Origin of the sequence: Herbiconiux sp. UC225_62 (assembly GCF_042694625.1) — a bacterium.
Lineage (GTDB): Bacteria > Actinomycetota > Actinomycetes > Actinomycetales > Microbacteriaceae > Herbiconiux.
The window spans coordinates 2,844,155-2,861,631 of sequence record NZ_CP170551.1 but is presented as its reverse complement, the minus strand read 5'-3'; the positions used below and the strand labels follow the sequence as shown (position 1 = coordinate 2,861,631).

General features: G+C 69.9%; 15 protein-coding genes and 1 pseudogene. 6 read left to right on the top strand and 10 right to left on the bottom strand.

Going from position 1 to position 17,477, the window contains the following annotated elements; genetic code table 11:
• Window positions 1-65: 65 nt before the first annotated feature.
• Window positions 66-983 carry a DUF4349 domain-containing protein gene (locus tag ACFJGU_RS13970; protein ID WP_382304112.1) on the top strand — a complete coding sequence of 306 codons (918 nt, stop codon included), beginning with the start codon at window positions 66-68 and terminating at the stop codon, window positions 981-983.
• On the opposite strand, the gene ACFJGU_RS13965 is transcribed toward ACFJGU_RS13970, so the two are convergent.
• The 4 genes and pseudogenes from ACFJGU_RS13965 to ACFJGU_RS13950 form a co-directional block, all read right to left on the bottom strand.
• Window positions 980-2,290, bottom strand: a complete 1,311-nt coding sequence (locus tag ACFJGU_RS13965; protein WP_382304111.1) for a glycoside hydrolase family 3 N-terminal domain-containing protein — start codon at window positions 2,288-2,290, stop codon at window positions 980-982. The two genes, ACFJGU_RS13970 and ACFJGU_RS13965, sit on opposite strands and share 4 nt — an antisense overlap.
• Window positions 2,291-2,394: 104 nt before the next feature.
• On the bottom strand, window positions 2,395-3,558 hold the full coding sequence (locus tag ACFJGU_RS13960) for an acyl-CoA dehydrogenase family protein (RefSeq protein WP_382304110.1): 1,164 nt from the start codon (window positions 3,556-3,558) through the stop codon (window positions 2,395-2,397).
• Between the two features lie 113 nt (window positions 3,559-3,671).
• Window positions 3,672-4,191 (bottom strand): annotated as a pseudogene (locus tag ACFJGU_RS13955) (gamma carbonic anhydrase family protein).
• A gap of 43 nt (window positions 4,192-4,234) precedes the next feature.
• Window positions 4,235-5,920 carry a Na+/H+ antiporter gene (locus ACFJGU_RS13950; protein WP_382304109.1) on the bottom strand — a complete coding sequence of 562 codons (1,686 nt, stop codon included), beginning with the start codon at window positions 5,918-5,920 and terminating at the stop codon, window positions 4,235-4,237.
• Window positions 5,921-6,000: 80 nt separating this feature from the next.
• On the opposite strand from ACFJGU_RS13950, the gene ACFJGU_RS13945 reads away from it, so the two are divergent.
• Both ACFJGU_RS13945 and ACFJGU_RS13940 read left to right on the top strand, forming a co-directional pair.
• The gene (locus ACFJGU_RS13945) at window positions 6,001-6,402 is read left to right on the top strand and encodes a DUF3592 domain-containing protein (RefSeq protein WP_382304108.1); all 402 of its coding nucleotides are present in this window, start codon (window positions 6,001-6,003) and stop codon (window positions 6,400-6,402) included.
• A gap of 41 nt (window positions 6,403-6,443) precedes the next feature.
• On the top strand, window positions 6,444-7,685 hold the full coding sequence (locus tag ACFJGU_RS13940) for a low temperature requirement protein A (protein ID WP_382304107.1): 1,242 nt from the start codon (window positions 6,444-6,446) through the stop codon (window positions 7,683-7,685).
• Here the strand turns inward: ACFJGU_RS13940 and ACFJGU_RS13935 are convergent.
• Window positions 7,648-9,333, bottom strand: coding sequence for an AMP-binding protein (locus ACFJGU_RS13935; protein ID WP_382304106.1), 1,686 nt, complete (start codon window positions 9,331-9,333; stop codon window positions 7,648-7,650). The two genes, ACFJGU_RS13940 and ACFJGU_RS13935, sit on opposite strands and share 38 nt — an antisense overlap.
• A 59-nt stretch (window positions 9,334-9,392) precedes the next feature.
• On the opposite strand from ACFJGU_RS13935, the gene ACFJGU_RS13930 reads away from it, so the two are divergent.
• Window positions 9,393-9,545, top strand: a complete 153-nt coding sequence (locus tag ACFJGU_RS13930) for a hypothetical protein (RefSeq protein ID WP_382304105.1) — start codon at window positions 9,393-9,395, stop codon at window positions 9,543-9,545.
• Window positions 9,546-9,609: 64 nt separating this feature from the next.
• On the opposite strand, the gene ACFJGU_RS13925 is transcribed toward ACFJGU_RS13930, so the two are convergent.
• The 5 genes from ACFJGU_RS13925 to ACFJGU_RS13905 form a co-directional block, all read right to left on the bottom strand.
• Window positions 9,610-9,819, bottom strand: a complete 210-nt coding sequence (locus ACFJGU_RS13925) for a hypothetical protein (RefSeq protein ID WP_382304104.1) — start codon at window positions 9,817-9,819, stop codon at window positions 9,610-9,612.
• A 30-nt stretch (window positions 9,820-9,849) separates the two neighbouring features.
• The gene (locus ACFJGU_RS13920) at window positions 9,850-10,608 is read right to left on the bottom strand and encodes a hypothetical protein (protein ID WP_382304103.1); all 759 of its coding nucleotides are present in this window, start codon (window positions 10,606-10,608) and stop codon (window positions 9,850-9,852) included.
• A gap of 74 nt (window positions 10,609-10,682) precedes the next feature.
• The gene (locus tag ACFJGU_RS13915) at window positions 10,683-11,918 is read right to left on the bottom strand and encodes an FAD-dependent oxidoreductase (protein ID WP_382304102.1); all 1,236 of its coding nucleotides are present in this window, start codon (window positions 11,916-11,918) and stop codon (window positions 10,683-10,685) included.
• A 132-nt stretch (window positions 11,919-12,050) separates the two neighbouring features.
• The gene (locus tag ACFJGU_RS13910; RefSeq protein ID WP_382304101.1) at window positions 12,051-12,941 is read right to left on the bottom strand and encodes a type IV toxin-antitoxin system AbiEi family antitoxin domain-containing protein; all 891 of its coding nucleotides are present in this window, start codon (window positions 12,939-12,941) and stop codon (window positions 12,051-12,053) included.
• A gap of 169 nt (window positions 12,942-13,110) precedes the next feature.
• Window positions 13,111-14,715, bottom strand: coding sequence for a methyltransferase (locus ACFJGU_RS13905; protein ID WP_382304100.1), 1,605 nt, complete (start codon window positions 14,713-14,715; stop codon window positions 13,111-13,113).
• 59 nt (window positions 14,716-14,774) lie between these two features.
• On the opposite strand from ACFJGU_RS13905, the gene ACFJGU_RS13900 reads away from it, so the two are divergent.
• Together ACFJGU_RS13900 and ACFJGU_RS13895 are read left to right on the top strand one after the other, a co-directional pair.
• The gene (locus ACFJGU_RS13900; RefSeq protein ID WP_382304099.1) at window positions 14,775-16,379 is read left to right on the top strand and encodes a carboxylesterase/lipase family protein; all 1,605 of its coding nucleotides are present in this window, start codon (window positions 14,775-14,777) and stop codon (window positions 16,377-16,379) included.
• A gap of 123 nt (window positions 16,380-16,502) precedes the next feature.
• Window positions 16,503-17,261 carry an HAD-IIB family hydrolase gene (locus tag ACFJGU_RS13895; protein WP_382304098.1) on the top strand — a complete coding sequence of 253 codons (759 nt, stop codon included), beginning with the start codon at window positions 16,503-16,505 and terminating at the stop codon, window positions 17,259-17,261.
• The last annotated feature ends 216 nt before the right edge of the window (window positions 17,262-17,477 follow it).

The window sequence follows — 17,477 nt, the reverse complement described above, 5'->3', positions numbered from 1 at the left end:
GCGCGATCCGACGGCCGTCCGGATAACGACCGGATAACCATCCGCGGAGTTCCAGGCAGCACTCAGTGATCCCTCTCTACAGTGAGCGACATGAGACGAATGATCCTCGCTTCCTCGGCCGTGGCCGCCGTTCTCCTGCTGGCCGGCTGTGCGGCCTCCGGCGGGTCGTCGTCGGCGCCGTCGGGCATCGTCGCTCCCGATCAGGGGGCCAAGAGGGGTCGACGAGCGACAGTGGTGTCGCCGGCGACGCTTCGAGTACCGACCAGAGCGTCATCACCACCGGCTGGATCACCGTCACCGTCGACGACCCGATCGCCGCCACCGACGACGCGGTCGCTCTGGTCGAGTCGGTCGACGGTCGTATCGACTCGCGCACGCAGCAGGCCGGCTCCGACGATCAGCGGGCCAGCGCCCAGCTGACCATCCGGGTTCCGGCCGACGCGGTCGACAAGACGATCGACGAACTGAAGACGCTCGGCACGGTCGAGCAGGTCTCGCTCAGCAGCACCGATGTCACGCTGCAGGTGCGCGATCTGGATGCGCAGATCAAGGCGTTGCAGGCATCCGTCGACCGTCTGCTCGCCCTGGTCGACCAGGCGGCCACCACGGCCGATCTCGTCGAGCTCGAGACGGCGATCTCCGACCGGCAGGGGCAGCTCGACAGCCTCAAGTCACAGCGCGAGTATCTCGGTGACCAGATCGACTACTCCACCATCACCCTCGACCTGCAGGAGAAGGGAGCCCTTGCTCCGAGCGTCCCGGGCGACTTCTGGAGCGGGCTCGCGACAGGATGGGCGGCGCTGACGGCCGGACTCGCCGGCTTCGTGGTGGCGCTCGGGTTCTTCATCCCGTTCCTGATCCCGCTCGCCGTGATCGCCGCCATCGTGTTGCTGATCGTGCTGCTCGCGCGCCGCGCAGGCAGAGGGCCGCGCACTCCGGCTCCCCCGACTCCCCCGGCTCCCCCGGTCCCGCCCGCCGGCTAGCCGGCCGGCGCCGGGGCCTGCGCGACCGGCACCGGGTGCTGCCGCAGCCAGAGATCGCGGCGCAGCGAGAGGTCGCGCACGGCCGCGTCGTCGATGGTCTGCTCCGAGATCTGGCCGGCCTGCACGGCGGCGGCGATGGCCGCCGTCATCGCGGGCAGATCGAGCTGGGTGTTGTAGAGCAGCAGGTCGTTGCCCGCGTTGATGGCCGCGATCGCGTTGGCGGTGCGGTCGGCATACTGCGGGACCCCGGATGCCTCGAGCATGAGCAGGTCGTCGGTCACCGCGACCCCGTCGAAGCCCAGCTGCTCGCGCAGCACCTGGTGCCAGGCCGGCGACAGCGAGGCCGGCGCCGAGTCGACGGCGCTGTAGACGAGGTGGCCGAACATCACGATCGGCGCCCCCGCGTCGACGCCCGCTTGGAACGGTGGTGCATCCTCGGCCTGCCATTGTGCGAACGGCAGATCGGTGGACGGCAACGAGCTGTGCGAGTCGCCCGGGGCGGCGCCGTGGCCCGGGAAGTGCTTGAGCGTGCTGAACACCTTGCCGTTCTCCGCGTCGACGGCGGCGGTGACCCGCTCGCTCGCGGAGGGGGCATCCGTTCCCAGCACCCGCTCGTAGATGAACGACGAGGGGTCGGCGGTGACATCGGCGATCACGCCGAAGTTCACCGTCATGCCCGTCGACTGAAGCAGGTCGGCGCGTTGCGTGAAGGCATCCGTCGTCGCCTGCACGGGCTCGTTCTTGAGGGTGTCGGCGGAGGCGAAGGTGTCGGCGCCCAGGCGCGCGACGATGCCGCCCTCCTCGTCGATGGCGATGAGGGTGCCGAGTCCGTCGCCGCCCTGGAGTGCGGCGGTGAGCGCCGCGGCCTCCTCCGGGCTGCCCGGGACGTTGTCGCCGAGCAGCAGCAGGCCGCCGGGCGCGTTGCCGGCGAGATAGGACTGCAGCACCGCGGGATCGGCGCCCGCCACGTGCACCATGAACAGCGACACGATCTTCTGCTCCAGGGTCATCGACGCGAGGCGCTCGTCGGCGAACGACCGGATGCGCTCCTCGCGTGTCGGAGCCGGGAACGCGGCGCGCTGCCGGGTCAGAGGCTCAGCCACTCCGGTCGGCGGCGTGGTGCTGTCGCCACTCGGCGAGGGCGCGGCGGTGACGGGCGCCGTTCCGTCGTCCGACGGCGACACGGAGCTCACGACGCCGGCGGACGGCAGCTCCGACACGCACCCGGTGAGCGCGACGACGCCGAGCGCCATCGTGGCGGCGAGGCGCAGCCCGCGCCTCCACCGGACCGGCGCACGCGGCGCCACCGTCGTTCCGGGAGGAGGAGACGCGAACCGAGTCCGAATACGGCCGCGGTCGGTGTCTCCTCCTCCCGAAATCGTGCGGTCCACCGGTCCTGACGAGGAACTCATCACTCGGGAATGGGGCCGAGCAGCGCGTTGGCGACCGTGTTGTGCGCCGACTCGCCGTCGGAGGGGTGGAAGATGCCGGCCACCACGTCGCGGTAGAGCCGCCCCAGTTCGGCCGACGAGTAGATGGCCGATCCGCCCGCGACCCGCAGCGCCTGGTCGACCACGAAACGCGCGCTCTCGGTGGCGCGCACCTTGAGTCCCACCAGCTTCGGGAACCAGGCCGCGCCGTGGTGCACGAGCCCGTCGACGTCGGCGGCGAGCGCCTCGATCTGCGGCGGGATGGCGTCGTGTGCGATCCCGGCCTCCGCCACCTTCCACCGGATGTCGGGGTCGTGCGCGTAGGGCCGCCCGCCCGCCTTGAGCGAGGTGCGCCGATGCGCGGCCTCCACCGCGAGCTCGACGGCCCGCTGACTGATCCCCGTGTAGACGGCGGCGAGCAGGATCTCGAAGTTCGAGAAGATACCGAAGATCAGTGGGTCCGCGCTCGGCCCCTCGGGCAGCTTCCGGAAAACGCGATCGGCGGAGGCCACCGCTCCCTCGAGCAGGGTGGTGTTGCTCTGCGAGGCGCGCATCGCCAGGGTGTCCCAGTCCTGTACCGTCGTGACCCCCGCGGCCGAGCGATCGAGGAAGGCGTGCACGAGGAGGGGCGCCGAAGGGTCGGTGGCGTCGCGCCCGAAGACGCCGAGCCGCGTCCACACCGGGGAGAGCGAGGTGAAGATCTTGCGGCCCGTGAAGGCGTAGGAGCCGTCGGGCAGCGGATGCGCCTCCGTCGTCGATCCGAACAGCACGAGGTCGTTGCCCGCCTCGCTGTTGCCGAAGGCGAACACCTCACCGGCCGCCGCGTCGCGGAGCACCCATTCGAGCGAAGGGTCGCCGCGGTCGAGCAGCACCTTCGCGACCCCGGTCCACACCAGGTGCATGTTGATCGCGAGTGCCGTCGCGGGCGCCGCGGTCGCGAGCCGGGTCTGCTCCCGGGCCACCCTAGCGAGGCCGAAGCCGAGGCCGCCGAGCGAGACCGGGGTGAACATCCGGAGGTAGCCCACCTCGCGCAGCTCGCGCAGGTCGTCGTGCGGGAACGAGTTCTCCCGGTCGTGCACGGCCGCCCGCGAACGGATGCGCTCGAGCAGCTCGTCATCGATCACCGACGTGTTCGTCTCTACCACCCGCTCAGGCTACTCGCGCATCCTGAACCCGCGCGCAGTCCCGCGTCGCATCGAGTCGCCACGACACGCCGCTTCGCCGCACGCCCTACCGACGGATTATGGCGATTCGGCGGTCAGTCGACCACTGTGGCCACGGCGTGGCCCGCGGTCAGGCGCAGGTAGGTGTCCGCGTTGCGACGGATGCGCGCGCGCTCGTCGTCGGTGAGCTCGCGGCGCACTTTGGCCGGGACACCGGCCACGAGGGGAACCGGGCGGCACGATCGTGCCCTCCAGCACCACGGCTCCGGCGGCCACGAGGGAGCCGGCGCCGATGACGGCGCCGTTCAGCACGGTGGCGCTCATGCCGATGAGGCAGTCATCCTCGATGGTGCAGCCGTGCAGCACGGCGCCGTGCCCCACGCTCACGCCGGCGCCGATGGTGGTGGGGATGCCGGCATCCGCGTGCACCACCACGTTGTCCTGGAGGTTCGACCCCTCACCGAGCGAGATCGCGTCGGTGTCGCCGCGCACGACCGCGCCGTAGAAGACGCTCGAGCGGGCGCCCAACCGGGCGCGGCCGATGACCGTCGCGGTGGGCGCGATCCAGGCCGTCTCGTCGATCTCGGGGGTGGCGCCGTCGAAGGTGATGATCATGGTTCTCCTCGGTCGGGTGGAGCGGATAGGAGCGCGGGATGCGTCAGAGTCGGTTGCCGAGCCGCGACACGATCGCCGCTTCCTGGTAGTCGAGCTGCTCGAGGAAGTCGCGGGCGGCGTCGTCGTCCAGCTTGTTCGCGTCGCGTTCGGCCACGACGGCGGTGCGCTGGGCCTGCAGCACACGGCGGTAGAGCGAACCGAACGCCTTTCCGAATTCGCCCTGCGTCGGGTCGGGCGCGCGTTCCGCGTCGCCGGACTGCCGCGCCACCATGGTCTGCACCCGCTCGAGCAGCTCCGGCGGCATCCCCTCGGGCGGCGCCTCGACGAACGCGGCGAACTCCTTCGAGGCCGCGTTCTGCGCCACCGTGAAGGCGAGCTCGGCCTGCTCCTTGTCGTAGGCGTCCTGCTTCGGGTCGCTGAGGTGCAGCGCACGGATCAGAGCGGGCAGCGTGAGCCCTTGCACGAGCAGGGTGCCCACAGCGACGACGAATGCGATCGCCTGGATCTCGGCACGTCCCGGGAAGGGCTGCCCGTTCGCCAGCAGTACCGGCACACCGGCCGCGGCGGCGAGGGTGACCACACCGCGCATCCCGGTCCATGACACCACGACGCTCTCGCGCCAGTTGAGGAACACCGGATACTGCCGGGGTCTCCGTCCGCGCGCGACCCGGATCTCGTTCTCCCGGGCGATCCGGTCGCGGATGCGCACGTCGCTCGCCATCTTGCGCCGCATAATGCGGTCGGTGAAGTAGTTGCGTCCGAAGGAGAGGAACACCCAGACCGGCCGGATGAACAGCACCACGAGCAGCACGAGCAGCCCTGCGCCGAACACCGCCCAGACCGACTGCCCGGCGTCGGCGAGGTCCTGGATGACGAACCGCAGCTGCAGGCCGATGTAGGCGAACACGAAGGCCTCGAGCAGCACGTCGAGCGAGCTCCACACCTGGCGCTCCTGCAACCGGGTCTCGTAGCCCGCCCGACTGGCATTCGTGCCCACGACGAAGCCGGCGGCCACCACCGCGAGCACGCCCGAGGCCTCGAGCTGCTCGGCAAGCAGGTAGGCGGCGAACGGCACGATCAGGCCCAGCACGGTCTCGAGCGCGGCATCCTTCAGCAGGCGACGGATGAGCATGGAGACCCAGGCGAGCACGATGCCCACCACGATCCCGATCAGGGCGCTGTAGAGGAACAGGAGAACCGGGTTCTCGAAGATGGTGTGGGTGCCCGCCACCGCAGCGACACCGATGGAGAACAAGGTGAGTGCTGCCGCGTCGTTCACCAGGCTCTCGCCGGTGAGGATCGACATCACCCGCTTGGGCAGGCCCAGCTTGCGGCCGATGGCCACCGCGGCGACGGCATCCGGGGGCGACACGATCGCACCGAGGATGATCGCCGTGCCGAAGGTGAGCGCCGGCACCGCCCAGGCGGCGAAGACGCCGACGACGAGAGTCGTCACGACCACGAGTCCCACACCGAGACCGATGATCGGGCGGAGGTTGCGGACGAACGAGAAGAACGAGAAGTTGAGCGCCGCCGAATAGAGCAGCGGCGGGAGCACGAGGCCCAGGATGATGTCGGAGTCGAGCTCGATGCCGGTGAAGCCCGGGATGAAGGAGGCGGCGAAGCCGACCAGCGTGATCACGAGGGCCGGCTGCAGGCCCCGGCGCTGCGCCAATCCGGTCAACGCGATCGCTCCCACGATCACGAGGAGGAGCTGCACACCGTTCACGCTGCCACTCTAGCGGGGGGCTCCGGCGCGGCCGGGGGCTGCGACGCGGCGCGGGGCCCGCGCCCAATAGGGTGTTGACCATGGAGGATGCGATCGACGCCGTGTCGTTGATCACGGAGCTGTTCAGCTGGATCGGCCTCGGCGCCGGAGTGGTGCTTCTCGTGATCGGACTCCTGCGCGGCGCGTACTTCCGCGGCTGGACCGAGACGCTCGGCGTCGTGGTGGTCGACGGCAGCGGCGATCTCGCCTACCGCTGGCTCGGCGAGGACGGGCTGCTCTACGAGGCGCCGTCGATCGACGACGACACCCAGGTGCTCGAACCCGGCGAGGACGTGACGGTGTACGTCAGCCCGCGAGACCCCTCGGTGGGGCGGATCGACGACCCGAAGCACGAGGGCCGGGCCCTCCGCACCACGGGCTGGATCCTGCTCGGCATCGGGGTGCTGGCCGTGGTGCTGCAGTTCGTGCTGCTGTTCCTCTGAGCGGATCCTCGGTCCTCCGACGCGGCCCTATGCTGGTGCGCATGTCGAAAGACGCGCACGCCCTCAGCGGCCTGATCCCCGTGGTGCGGATGCGTTCCCGCAGCATCGACGAGCCCGGCCGGGTCTCCAGCCCGCTCGAACTGCTCTTCGACCTCACCTTCGTGGTGGCCATCGCCTCGATCGTCACCCAGCTCGCGCACGCCATCGCCGAGGACCACCTCGACACCGCGCTGCCGAACTACCTGATGGTGTTCTTCGCCATCTGGTGGGCGTGGCTCAACTTCACCTGGTTCGCGTCGGCCTACGACACCGACGACGTGCCCTATCGACTCCTCACCATGCTCCAGATGGGCGGGGTGCTCGTGCTGGCGGCCGGTGTGCCGACGGCGTTCGAGGGCCAGAACTTCACGCTCATCACCCTCGGCTACTTCATCATGCGGATCGCGCTCGTGGCGCAATGGCTCCGGGCCGCCACCCAGGACCGCGAGGGGCGCGCCACCGCCGTGCGCTACGCGATCGGCATCTCGGTGGTGCAGGCGCTCTGGATCCTCCGCCTCTTCCTGGTGCAGGGCTGGCCCTTCGGCGCGGAGGTCGCGATCTTCGCTCTCCTCGCCGCGTGCGAGATGGCGGTGCCGATCTGGGCTGAGCGCCCGCGGATGACCACCTGGCACCCGCATCACGTGGCTGAGCGCTACAGCCTGTTCACCATCATCGTGCTCGGGGAGTCGGTGCTCGCGTCGAGCGTCAGCGTGCAGGGTGTCGTGAGCGCCGGATCGTCGTCGGGCGAGTTCGTGCTGCTCGCGGCATCCGGTCTCACCCTGTTGTTCGGGTTGTGGTGGGTCTACTTCCTCGAACCGGCGCACGAAGGGCTGGAGCGCAACCGCAGTTGGTCGTATTTCTGGGGCTACGGACATTACTTCGTCTTCGCGTCGTTGGCCGCGCTCGGCGCGGGGCTCGAGGTGAGCGTGGAGGCGATCGGGCACCATCTCGATGCGTCGGCCGTGGTGGTGGCGTACTCGATCGCCATCCCGGTCGCGGTCTTCCTGGTGGCGATGTGGGTGCTCTACCGCCCGCTGATCCGGCCCACCGTCATTCCGCCGGCGGTCTCCCTCGGGGCGGCCGTCGTGATCCTGCTGCTCCCCCTGCTCACGGGCGTGCTGCCGCTCGCGGGGGTGGTGCTGGCGATCACGATCGTCATCGCCTTGGTGATCGCCGTGACGATCGTGCTGCGCCGGCCGAAGCCGGTCAGTCGTTCTGCAGAAGCTCCCGCAGTTCCCTCCTGAGCACCTTGCCCACGTTGGACTTCGGCAGGTCATCGCGGAAGAGGATGCGCTTCGGCCGCTTGTAGCCGGCCAGCTCGCCCTTGAGGTACGTGCGCAACTCGTCTTCCGTGAGCGAGTCGTCGGACTTGACCACGAAGAGCACCACGGCCTCGCCGGAATGATCGTCGGGCACTCCGATGACCCCGGCGTCCTTGACCTTCGGATGCGCCATCGCGACTTCTTCCACCTCGCTCGGGTAGACGTTGAAGCCGGAGACCACGATGAGGTCCTTCTTGCGGTCGACGATGGTGATGTAGCCGTCGTCGGACATCGAGGCGACGTCGCCGGTCAGCAGCCACTCCCCCTTCAGCACCTCGGCCGTGGCCTCCGGCTGATTCCAATAGCCCTGCATCACCTGCGGGCCGCGCACGCACATCTCGCCGGCCTCGCCGAGCGGGACGACGTTGCCGTCGTCGTCGCGCATCTCGATGTCGGTGGAGGGAAGCGGCAGGCCGATCGTGCCGACACGCGGCGCCATCCAGGTGGGGTTCACCGCGACCACGGGTGAGGCCTCGGTGAGGCCGTAGCCCTCGAGCACGTCGTTGCCCGTGGCATCCTTCCACGCCGACGCGGTCGAGGAGCGGAGGGCCATGCCGCCCGCCACGGTGAGCTTCACGCCCGAGAAGTCGAGGGCCTTGAAGTCGTCGCGGTCGAGGAGCGAGGCGGCGAGGGTGCTCACCAGGATGAGCACGCTCGGCTTGGTCTTCGCGATCGTCTTCGTGAGCCCGGCCGTGTCACGCGGGTTGGTGATGAGCACGTTGTGCGCGCCGTAGTTGAAGAACGCCAGGCAGTTCACCGTGAGGCAGAAGATGTGGTACATCGGCAGGGCCGCGATGACCGTCTCCTGGCCCTCGTCGAGACGCAGGCGCATGGGGGCGAGCATCTGCGCCTGGTTCGACATCAGGTTGAGGTGCGTGACGACGGCGGCCTTCGTGCCGCCGGTCGTGCCGCCGGTGTACTGCAGCAGGGCCGTGTCGTCACGCGTCACCTCGGGTAGTGCGACGGATGCGTGCTTCGCACCCTTCGCGAGCGCCTCGCGGAACGGGATGGTGCCGGTGAGGCCGTGCTTCGGCACGATCTTCTGCACGTGCTTCACCACGAAGTTCGTGATCACGCGCTTCGCCGGGGGCAGGAGGTCGCCGACATCCGTCAGCACGACGTGGCGGATGCTCGTCTCGGCGATGATCGTGTCGAGCTTGTCGGCGAAGTTCTCGAGCACCACGATCGCCACGGCGCCCGAGTCGACGAACACCTTCTTCATCTCGTGCGCGGTGTAGAGCGGGTTGGCGTTCACCACCACGAGACCGGCCTTGAGGGCGCCGAAGACGGCCACCGGGTACTGCAGGAGGTTCGGCATCTGGAGCACGATGCGGTCGCCCTTGACGAGCCCGAGCTCGCCCACCAGGAAGGCGGCGAAGCGGTCGGAGAGGGCGTCGATCTGGCGGAAGGTGAGCACCGTGCCGAGGTTCGAGAACGCCGGGCGATCGGCGTACTTGTGGCAGACCTCGTGGATCAGCGCGCCGATCGAGTCGTACTCGACCGGATCGATGGTCGGGGAGAGCTCAGGGGAATAGCTGTTCAGCCACGGACGGCTCTCGTAGGGGTTCATCGCCTTCTTCGGTGTCGACGGGCTGGGCCGATACTCACGCTACCCGGTATCGTCATCACATGAACAACGACGACGACGAGTACGACAACCGCCCGTCCGGTTTCATCGGCCGGCTCGGCCACGCGCGCATGCTCGCCTGGATCGTGATCATCGGGCTCGTCGCGCTGAGCATCGGGGCCATCTCGGTCGTCATCGTGCTGCAGAACGCGTAGCGGTCGCGCCCTCGCCTGCGCCGGTCAGGGTCCTTTCGGGCCCAGACTCGGACTCCGACGCGGCCTACGCCGTCGCGGGCGCCGCGTCGTCGTCGGGCGTCGCGTCGTCGATGAGCTCCTGATCCCAGTCCTTCAGGGCCTGCTCGGCCTCGGCCCGTGTGTCGAACGGGCCGAGCGAGGGCGCACCCGGGAAGTCGTCGGGGTTCAGATCGGTCGTGACGAAGTAGGTGACGGTGTCGTCTTGCTCGTGCTCGACGATGCGCAGATCGGTCATAACGTCAGACTCTACCGACTCGGCGGCGCATCAGAAGTCGAAGCCGCCACCGAAGTCGCCCCCGCCGAAGTCTCCACCGCCGAAGTCGCCCGATCCACCCGACCAGTCGCCGCCGCTGTCGCCCCAGCCACCGCCGTCGGCGCTGACCCCGCCGTCGGACGCGCCGCCCGCGTCGCCACCGGCATCCGTGCCGCCGCTGTCGCCCGAGCCGTCGCCCGAGCCGCCATCGTTGGAGCCGTCGCCCGAGTTGTCGTTGCCGGCGTCACCGTTGTCGCCCGCGGCCTGGTCGGCTCCCGGGTCGGGCAGGAAGGCGCTGACGAGGGCCGATCCGATCACGTAGCCCGCGACCGTGCCGAGCAACGAGCTCGCCACCATGCTGCCGAAGCCCATGCCGCCGTTGCCGCCGCGGTTCGCACCGTTGAAGGAGCGCTCCAGCGTGCCGGGCTGCCGGATCTCGGATCGCGTGGCCGCCTGGGCGAGCGAACGCGGGTCGTCGCCGCGCGGCTGCTCGCCTGCCGGGGCGTTCTCGCTGAGTTGGGTGAAGAGGATGCGCCGTTGCTCGGGTGTCAGCTTGGTGAACGCCTCCTCGTGCACCTGCTCGATGGTCTCGGGAGGCGCGGTGCGGAGGAGGTAGCGGTAGCGCTCGACGGCGATCTCGTCGTCGGTGCGGGTGGGCGCCGCGGAGGGTGCGGCCGGCGGCGGGTAGCTCTGGCCGGCTGGTGCCTGCGGCGGGTAAGGGGCGGGCTGCTGCGGTTCTTCTCGGCCCAGGAGGCGGTCGAGGAATCCCATGGTGATCGCTCCGTTCTCAGCGGGCGCCGGATGCGCCGTCGCTGGAGTTCAGTCTTCCGTGCCGGACTGGGGAATCACTGTGCCCCGACCACGACGTCGCTGATGGTCTCGGGACGGAATCCACGGCCGATCAGGCGCGGCGCGATCGCGCGGATCGTGGGCACGGCGACGTTCAGGGCCGCTCGTTGCAGCGGCGTCGGCGGGTTCGAGAGCAGCGGTTTCGACTGCGGCTTGCCGATGGCGCTGTGAAGTCGCAGCTGCAGTGCCTGCATGGCGCGCACCGGTGGGAGGCGGCGGTGCTCGATGGCGGCCAGGTCGCGCTCCGACACACCGTCGCCCAGGAGCGGCTCGGCCAGCCGGTTGGCGGTGGCCACGGCATCCTGGATCGCGTAGTTCACGCCCACGCCGAAGGCGGGCGACATGGCGTGAGCGGCGTCGCCGATGCAGAGGAGGCCGGGGCGGTACCAGGATTCGAGGCGCGCGACCTGCACGGTGAGGAGCTTCACCTGGTCCCAGTCGGTGAGGGTGTCGACCACCGGGCGCAGGGGCTTGGCGGTGCTGGCGAGTGACTCGCGAAAGGCCTCAAGTCCACCCGCCCGCACCTCGGCGAAGCGGCCCTTGGGAATCACCGCGCCGGCCTGGAGGTGGTCGCGGCGGTCGATCGTGAGGACGAGGGCGTTGCGGTCGACGTAGGCCAGGGTCGAGGGCGGCGAGACCGGCGGCTTCGGGAGTTCGAACCAGAGCACGTCGATGCCGATGCCGAACTCGCGGGGTTCGAGCCCGGTGGCGGCCCGCACGGTGGAACCGCGCCCGTCGGCGGCGACGGTGAGCCGGGCGACGACCTCGAGCTCGCCGTCGGCATCCGTCGCCGTCACGCCGGTCACGGCAGAGCCGGCGCGGCGCACGCCGGTGGCGTTCGTGTTCATCAGCAGCCGGAAGGAGGGGAACTCCTTGGCCTTGCCCGCGAGGAAGTTCAGGAAGTCCCATTGGGGCATGAACGTGAGGAAGTCGTTCGGGGCGGGGAGCTTGCCGAAATCGACGGCGTGGATGCGCACGCCGTTCACCACGAAGTCGAGGGTGTGCACTTCGCTGTGCGGCAGTTCGAGGAACTCCTCGCGGAGGCCGAGCTGGCCGAGGAGCGCGAGCGTGGAGGGATGGATGGTGTCCCCGCGGAAGTCGCGGAAGAAGTCGGCGTGCTTCTCGAGCACCACGACGTCGACCCCGATCCGCCCCAGCAGGTACCCGAGCATGATTCCCGCGGGACCCCCGCCCACGATGCACACGTCGGTCTCGACCACTCGATTCGCCATGCCCCCACTGTAGAGTCGCGCCCCGCCCGCCCGACATCCCCCACCCCACTGCGCTCCTCCGTTTCGGGAGGAGCACAGCGCAACGAAGCTGGTATACGGCCCTCGTTCTGGTTTCCTCCTCCCGAAACGAGGTCACACGCCGAATCCGGCCCTGCGCTGACGCCCCGTCCACCGGTGCTCACCCCGCGCCACCAGCGACCGCACGACCTCGAACGCGGCTTCCCAGCCGAAGGTCACCTGCTCGTAGCTCAGCCTCATGACGCGGTAGTCGCGGGAATGAAGGACGAGATCCTTCTGCCTGTCCTTCTCGAAGTCGTCCTTCTTGGAGTGCCACTCCCAGCCGTCGAGCTCCAGCACGAGCCGGTCGCCGATGAGGATGTCGACGCGCCCTGCTCCCGGGATGGACACCTGTGTGCGGTACTGGATGGTCGCGGCGCGCAGACTCAGTCGCGCCTTGGTCTCCAGCCCCGACTCGCTCCCCGCGTCGACTATGCCGAAGAGCCGCGCGTACCGCGCGGGTAGCGGATCGAGGAGTTCCGCGAGCTGGAACGTCGACAGGTAGCCACGGTTGAGTGCCGAGTCGAGCGATGCCACGGCATCCATCCACGGCTGGCACATGACGGCATGACCGAGCGCGACGGGAAGCGGGTCGATCGCCGTCGTGCCCAGCGGCTGGAGCGGCAGGGCACGATGGATGACGGTTGGCGTCCGCGAATGGCGCGCATCCGCCGCTGACGGCGAATGACCCGAGTGACGGCCCACCCGGACGTGGGGGCGTGGGTCGCGGATGGTCCAGATGCGATGCGCCCGCAGCACGTCGAGGCATGAGAGGCGCCCGCCCATCCGCACGGCACCGACTACCGGTGAGGACGTGTCTGCTGCGGCGAGCCATCCGCGGGTGACCCGCTGAAGCTCGCCCCGCAGCACACCACGAGAGATGTCGGCCGGTGAGAAGCCGGCCGAGTGCAGGTGGGCGGTACTGACGACGTCGCCCTGACGGTGGGTGAATTCGAGGATGTCCATGCCCACAGCATCGGAATGTCGCCGAGCCGGAGGTGTCTCCCCGTGAGATCTGTGGAGAGGGGGCTGATTTCAGGAGGAGGTGCAGGAGACGACGGGCTGCGGAGGACTTCGTGTCACGCAGCTCCTCCCGAAAGGGAGGACGGCCGAGAACGCGGCCGCGCCGGGCGGGTCAGGGGGTGGCGGGGCGGAGGAAGGCGTCGGCGAGGAGAGCGCGGATGGGCGGGAGGAGGTCGGCGCGGAGCGCCTCCTCCGAGACGTCGAGGAGAGACGCGATGGCCGCGATGATCGCGCCGACCGAGAGGTCGCCGTCGCAGGCCCCCACGAACGCCGCGAGTCTCGTGTCCAGCGGCACCGAGCGCGCGAAGCCGCCGCCCTGGCGCAAGGTCATCACCACCGGGTCGTCGTGCCCGGGCCAGTAGTGCCGTTCCTCGGTGACGTCCGAGGCGTAGACGAGGGTCTCGCGCAGCAGGGTCGCGTCGTCGCGGTGCACCGCCCAGTCGTGGCCGGCCAGGCACAGCGCGAGGTGGTCTCCGAGACCCATGGGGTTCGACCCGATCGCCGAGTCGACCCGCTCGTACCGCGCGAGGGTCGGCGACCCCAGCGCCGGCCGCCGCAGCAGCACGTATCCGAAACCCACCTCGCGCACCCCGCGCTCCTCGAAGTCGTCGAGCCAGGCTCCGTACAGCGGGTCGAACCCGGGCGTGCCGGGTCGCGTGCCGCCGTCGCGGATCCACGTCTCGGCGTACGTCGGCGCGTCCTGCCGCTCGCGCTCGATCACCCAGGCGTCGAGCTGCGGCCCGTCGGCGCCGACCACCCAGCCACGAACCCGGTCGAGTCCGTCGAGCGCCTCAGGCCCTTCGAACCCGTCACGCCGGTCCACAACCCCGGATGCCCCGCCCGTCCGCGCCCGGTACTCCCAGTTCCCGAGCAGCTGCGCGATCCCGCCCGGCGTGAGGTGCTCCTCCACCTGCCGCACCACCTGCTCCACCAGGGCGTCGCCCACCATGCCGCCGTCACGGTACTCGTACTGCGGCACCCCCTCGACCCGGGGCGTGATGACGAAGGGTGGATTCGAGACCACCCGATCGAACCGCTCGCCCTGCACCGGCTCGAACAGGCTGCCGTACCGGAACTCGATCGTGTCGATGCCGTTGAGCCGGGCGTTCAAGGCCGCCACTGCGAGAGCCCGCCGCGAGATGTCGGTGGCCACCACGCGCCGAGCGTGCCGGGCCGCGTGCATGGCCTGGATGCCGCACCCGGTGCCGAGGTCGAGCACCGAGTCGGCCGGCGTCGGGATCATCAGCCCGCTCAGCGTGGTGGAGGCGCCGCCGATACCGAGCACGTGGTCCTCGTCGAGCGCCCGCCCGAGCACGGCCTCGCCGAGATCGGAGACCACCCACCAGCTGCCCGCCCCGAGCGCGTCGACGAAGCTGTACGGGCGCAGATCGAGCAGCGCGCGCCATCCGGACCCCTCGGATGCCGGCCCCACCAGCCCGAGCGCGCTCGCCCCCTCGACCCCCAGTCGCGGCAGCGCCGCCGCCAGCTCGTCGGTCGGCACGGTGTCGCCCAGCACGAACAGGGCGGCCAGCGTCGCGGCCGGCGGCAGCGGGTCGCCGGATGCGCGGAGCCGCGCGAGTGCCCGCTCCGCCGGCAGCCGCCGCCCACGGAACAGAGCGGATGCCGCCTGTTCGCCCCAGAGCGCGTCGAGCACATCGACCCGGTAGCGGGCGGCGGTGAGGTCTTCGCGCAGGAGGTCAATCGATTCGTGGTCCACCCGACCATTCAACCCGCTCGGGGCCGCGCACCCCGCACCCGGATCGCTACAGTGGCCTCATGCCCGCACTGCCCGTCGACCTGGACGTCGACCCGCTCGTCGTCGCAACCGCATCCGGAGCCGTGCGCGGCACGCTCCGTGAAGGCCTCCGCAGCTGGCGCGGCATCCCGTACGCCGCACCTCCGATCGGCGCGCTGCGCTTCCGCAGCCCGCGCCCGCCTGAGCCGTGGACGGGCGTCCGCGACGCGATCGACTACGGCCACGCCGCCCCGCAGCACGAGAACAAGGCGATCTCCCTGCCGGAGGGCGTGACGCAGTCCGAGGACTGCCTCACTCTCAACGTGCTCGCCCCCGCCGCCGACACCGAATCACGGAAGCCCGTCATGGTGTGGATCCACGGCGGCGCCTACTTCGCCGGCTCCAGTGCCCAGCCGCTCTTCGACGGCACGCACCTCGTGGCCGATGGCGACGTCGTGTACGTCGGCGTCAACTACCGCCTCGGCGCGCTGGGCTTCCTCGATTTCTCGTCCTTCACGGGCGACGGAGCGACCGACCCGTTCGACACCAACCTCGGGCTCCGCGACATCCTCGCCGCCCTCGACTGGGTGCAGCAGAACATCGCCGCCTTCGGCGGAGACCCCGCCAACGTCACCCTCTTCGGCGAATCCGCGGGCGCCGGATGCGTCACCACGCTCCTCGCCTCCCCCGCTGCACAGGGCCTCTTCCACCGCGCGATCGCCGAGAGTTCCCCCGCCACCTCCGTCTATTCCGCCGAACGGGCCGCCCGGGTCGCCCGCCGTTTCTTCGCCCTGGCGGGGGTGCCGGAGGACGAGCCGCAGCGTCTGCGCGAGTTGCCCGTCGCCACCCTCAACCAGGCGGCGTTCGACCTGGTCGGCGCCGTGGCAGCCGAGACGCCGGGCACGCTCGCCCTCGCGCCCGTGGTCGACGGCGACGTCGTGCCCGTGCACCCGATCGACGCGTACCGCGACGGCACGCAGCTCCGCGTGCCGCTCATCATCGGCACGAATCACGACGAGGCCTCGCTGTTCAAACTCATGAAGTCCCCCCTCATGCCGATCACCTCAGTGAGCGTGCAGGCGATGTTCGAGGAGATCGCGGCCGAACGCCCTGACCTCGCGGGTGCCGAAGCCCGCATCGAGAGCGCCTATCCCCACTTCCCGCGCCACCAGACCCCCGCCGAGCTCTCCCGCGACGCCGGCTTCCGGATGCCGTCGATCTGGCTGGCCGCCGCGCACAGCCGGGTGGCTCCCACGCGCATGTACCGCTTCGATCACTCCCCGCCTCTCCTGAAGTTCCTCGGCATCGGGGCGACCCACGGCGCGGAGATCGCCTACGTCTTCGGCAACCTCAAGATCGCGAAGAAGGACTTCAGCTTCGACCTCGGCGGCCTCGCCGATGCGCGCCGCGTCTCGGCCGCGCTGCAACGGCGCTGGGTCGCCTTCGCCCGTTCCGGACATCCGGATGCCGCCATCGCCGACCCCGAGGCGACCGGCACCCCCGAGGCGACCGACGCCCCCACCTGGCCGCTCTACGACGAGACCACGCGCTCGACCCTCGTCATCGACCACGGCGAGACGATCGTCGACGACCCGGATGCCGCGATCCGCGCCGCTTGGGGCGACGAGGTCATCGGCTTCGACTGAATCGGGTCGTCCCGATTCCCGCTCCCCGGTCGCCGTCTGAGACAATCGGACGTGCGCCGCGCCGCGGCGACCCATCCGTCGACGACGACACCCCTTCATCCACGACACTAGGAGACCTTCGCCGTGACGACCCCTGTGCGCCTCGTCGCATTCGACCTCGACGACACGCTCGCCCCCTCGAAGGCACCGCTCGACCCCCGGATGGCCGAGCTCCTGGTGCGTCTGCTCGAGCGGGTGGAGGTCTGCGTGATCTCGGGCGGCCAGTTCGGCCAGTTCCAGTCCCAGCTGGTGGCGAACCTCCCGGAGGGGGCCGACGACAAGCTCGCGCGCCTGCATCTCATGCCCACCTGCGGCACGCAGTACTACCGCCACGAAGACGGCGAGTGGAAGCAGATCTACGCCGAGAATCTCACCGACGACCAGAAGTCCCGGGCGATGACCGCGCTCGAGGCCAGCGCCAAGGAGCTGGGCCTCTGGGAGACCGAGACCTGGGGCCCCATCATGGAGGACCGCGGTTCGCAGATCACCTATTCGGCGCTCGGCCAGGCCGCTCCCATCGACGCGAAGGCGGCCTGGGACCCGACGGGTGAGAAGAAGGAGCGCCTGCGCGCCGCCGTGGCCGCGCAGCTGCCCGACCTCGAGGTGCGTTCGGGCGGATCGACCTCGGTCGACATCACCCGCGAGGGCATCGACAAGGCTTACGGGATGACGCGGCTCGCCGAACTCACCGGCATCCCCCTCGCGGAGATGCTGTTCGTCGGCGACCGTCTCGACGAGGGCGGCAACGACTATCCGGTCAAGGCACTGGGCGTTCCGACCCACGCCGTGGAGGGCTGGCACGACACCGCCGACTTCGTGAAAGGCTTCCTGGCAGAGCACTGAGTATGCCTCTCGGGGCGAGCAACTCCTTGTTTACAACCGTTGAATAGGGTATGAATTCGAATACCCATCAACACCCGTACCCACCCAGTGCGGCCGAGTAGACAGTGTCGTCATGGCGAGTTCTATACAGTTCGCGACCCGAGTCGCACGAGGATACAGTCGGCGTGCCCGAAGCGCTGGCCGGCGCCATGGTGTGGAACCGCCAGGCTGACCGTT

Excerpts from the sequence above, each read along its gene's own strand:
- ACFJGU_RS13945 (WP_382304108.1), top strand. The coding sequence starts at position 6,001 with ATGGAGGATGCGATCGACGCCGTGTCGTTGATCACGGAGCTGTTCAGC.
- ACFJGU_RS13940 (WP_382304107.1), top strand. The coding sequence starts at position 6,444 with ATGTCGAAAGACGCGCACGCCCTCAGCGGCCTGATCCCCGTGGTGCGG.
- ACFJGU_RS13935 (WP_382304106.1), bottom strand. The coding sequence starts at position 9,333 with ATGAACCCCTACGAGAGCCGTCCGTGGCTGAACAGCTATTCCCCTGAG.
- ACFJGU_RS13930 (WP_382304105.1), top strand. The coding sequence starts at position 9,393 with ATGAACAACGACGACGACGAGTACGACAACCGCCCGTCCGGTTTCATC.
- ACFJGU_RS13925 (WP_382304104.1), bottom strand. The coding sequence starts at position 9,819 with ATGACCGATCTGCGCATCGTCGAGCACGAGCAAGACGACACCGTCACC.
- ACFJGU_RS13920 (WP_382304103.1), bottom strand. The coding sequence starts at position 10,608 with ATGGGATTCCTCGACCGCCTCCTGGGCCGAGAAGAACCGCAGCAGCCC.
- ACFJGU_RS13915 (WP_382304102.1), bottom strand. The coding sequence starts at position 11,918 with ATGGCGAATCGAGTGGTCGAGACCGACGTGTGCATCGTGGGCGGGGGT.
- ACFJGU_RS13910 (WP_382304101.1), bottom strand. The coding sequence starts at position 12,941 with ATGGACATCCTCGAATTCACCCACCGTCAGGGCGACGTCGTCAGTACC.
- ACFJGU_RS13900 (WP_382304099.1), top strand. The coding sequence starts at position 14,775 with ATGCCCGCACTGCCCGTCGACCTGGACGTCGACCCGCTCGTCGTCGCA.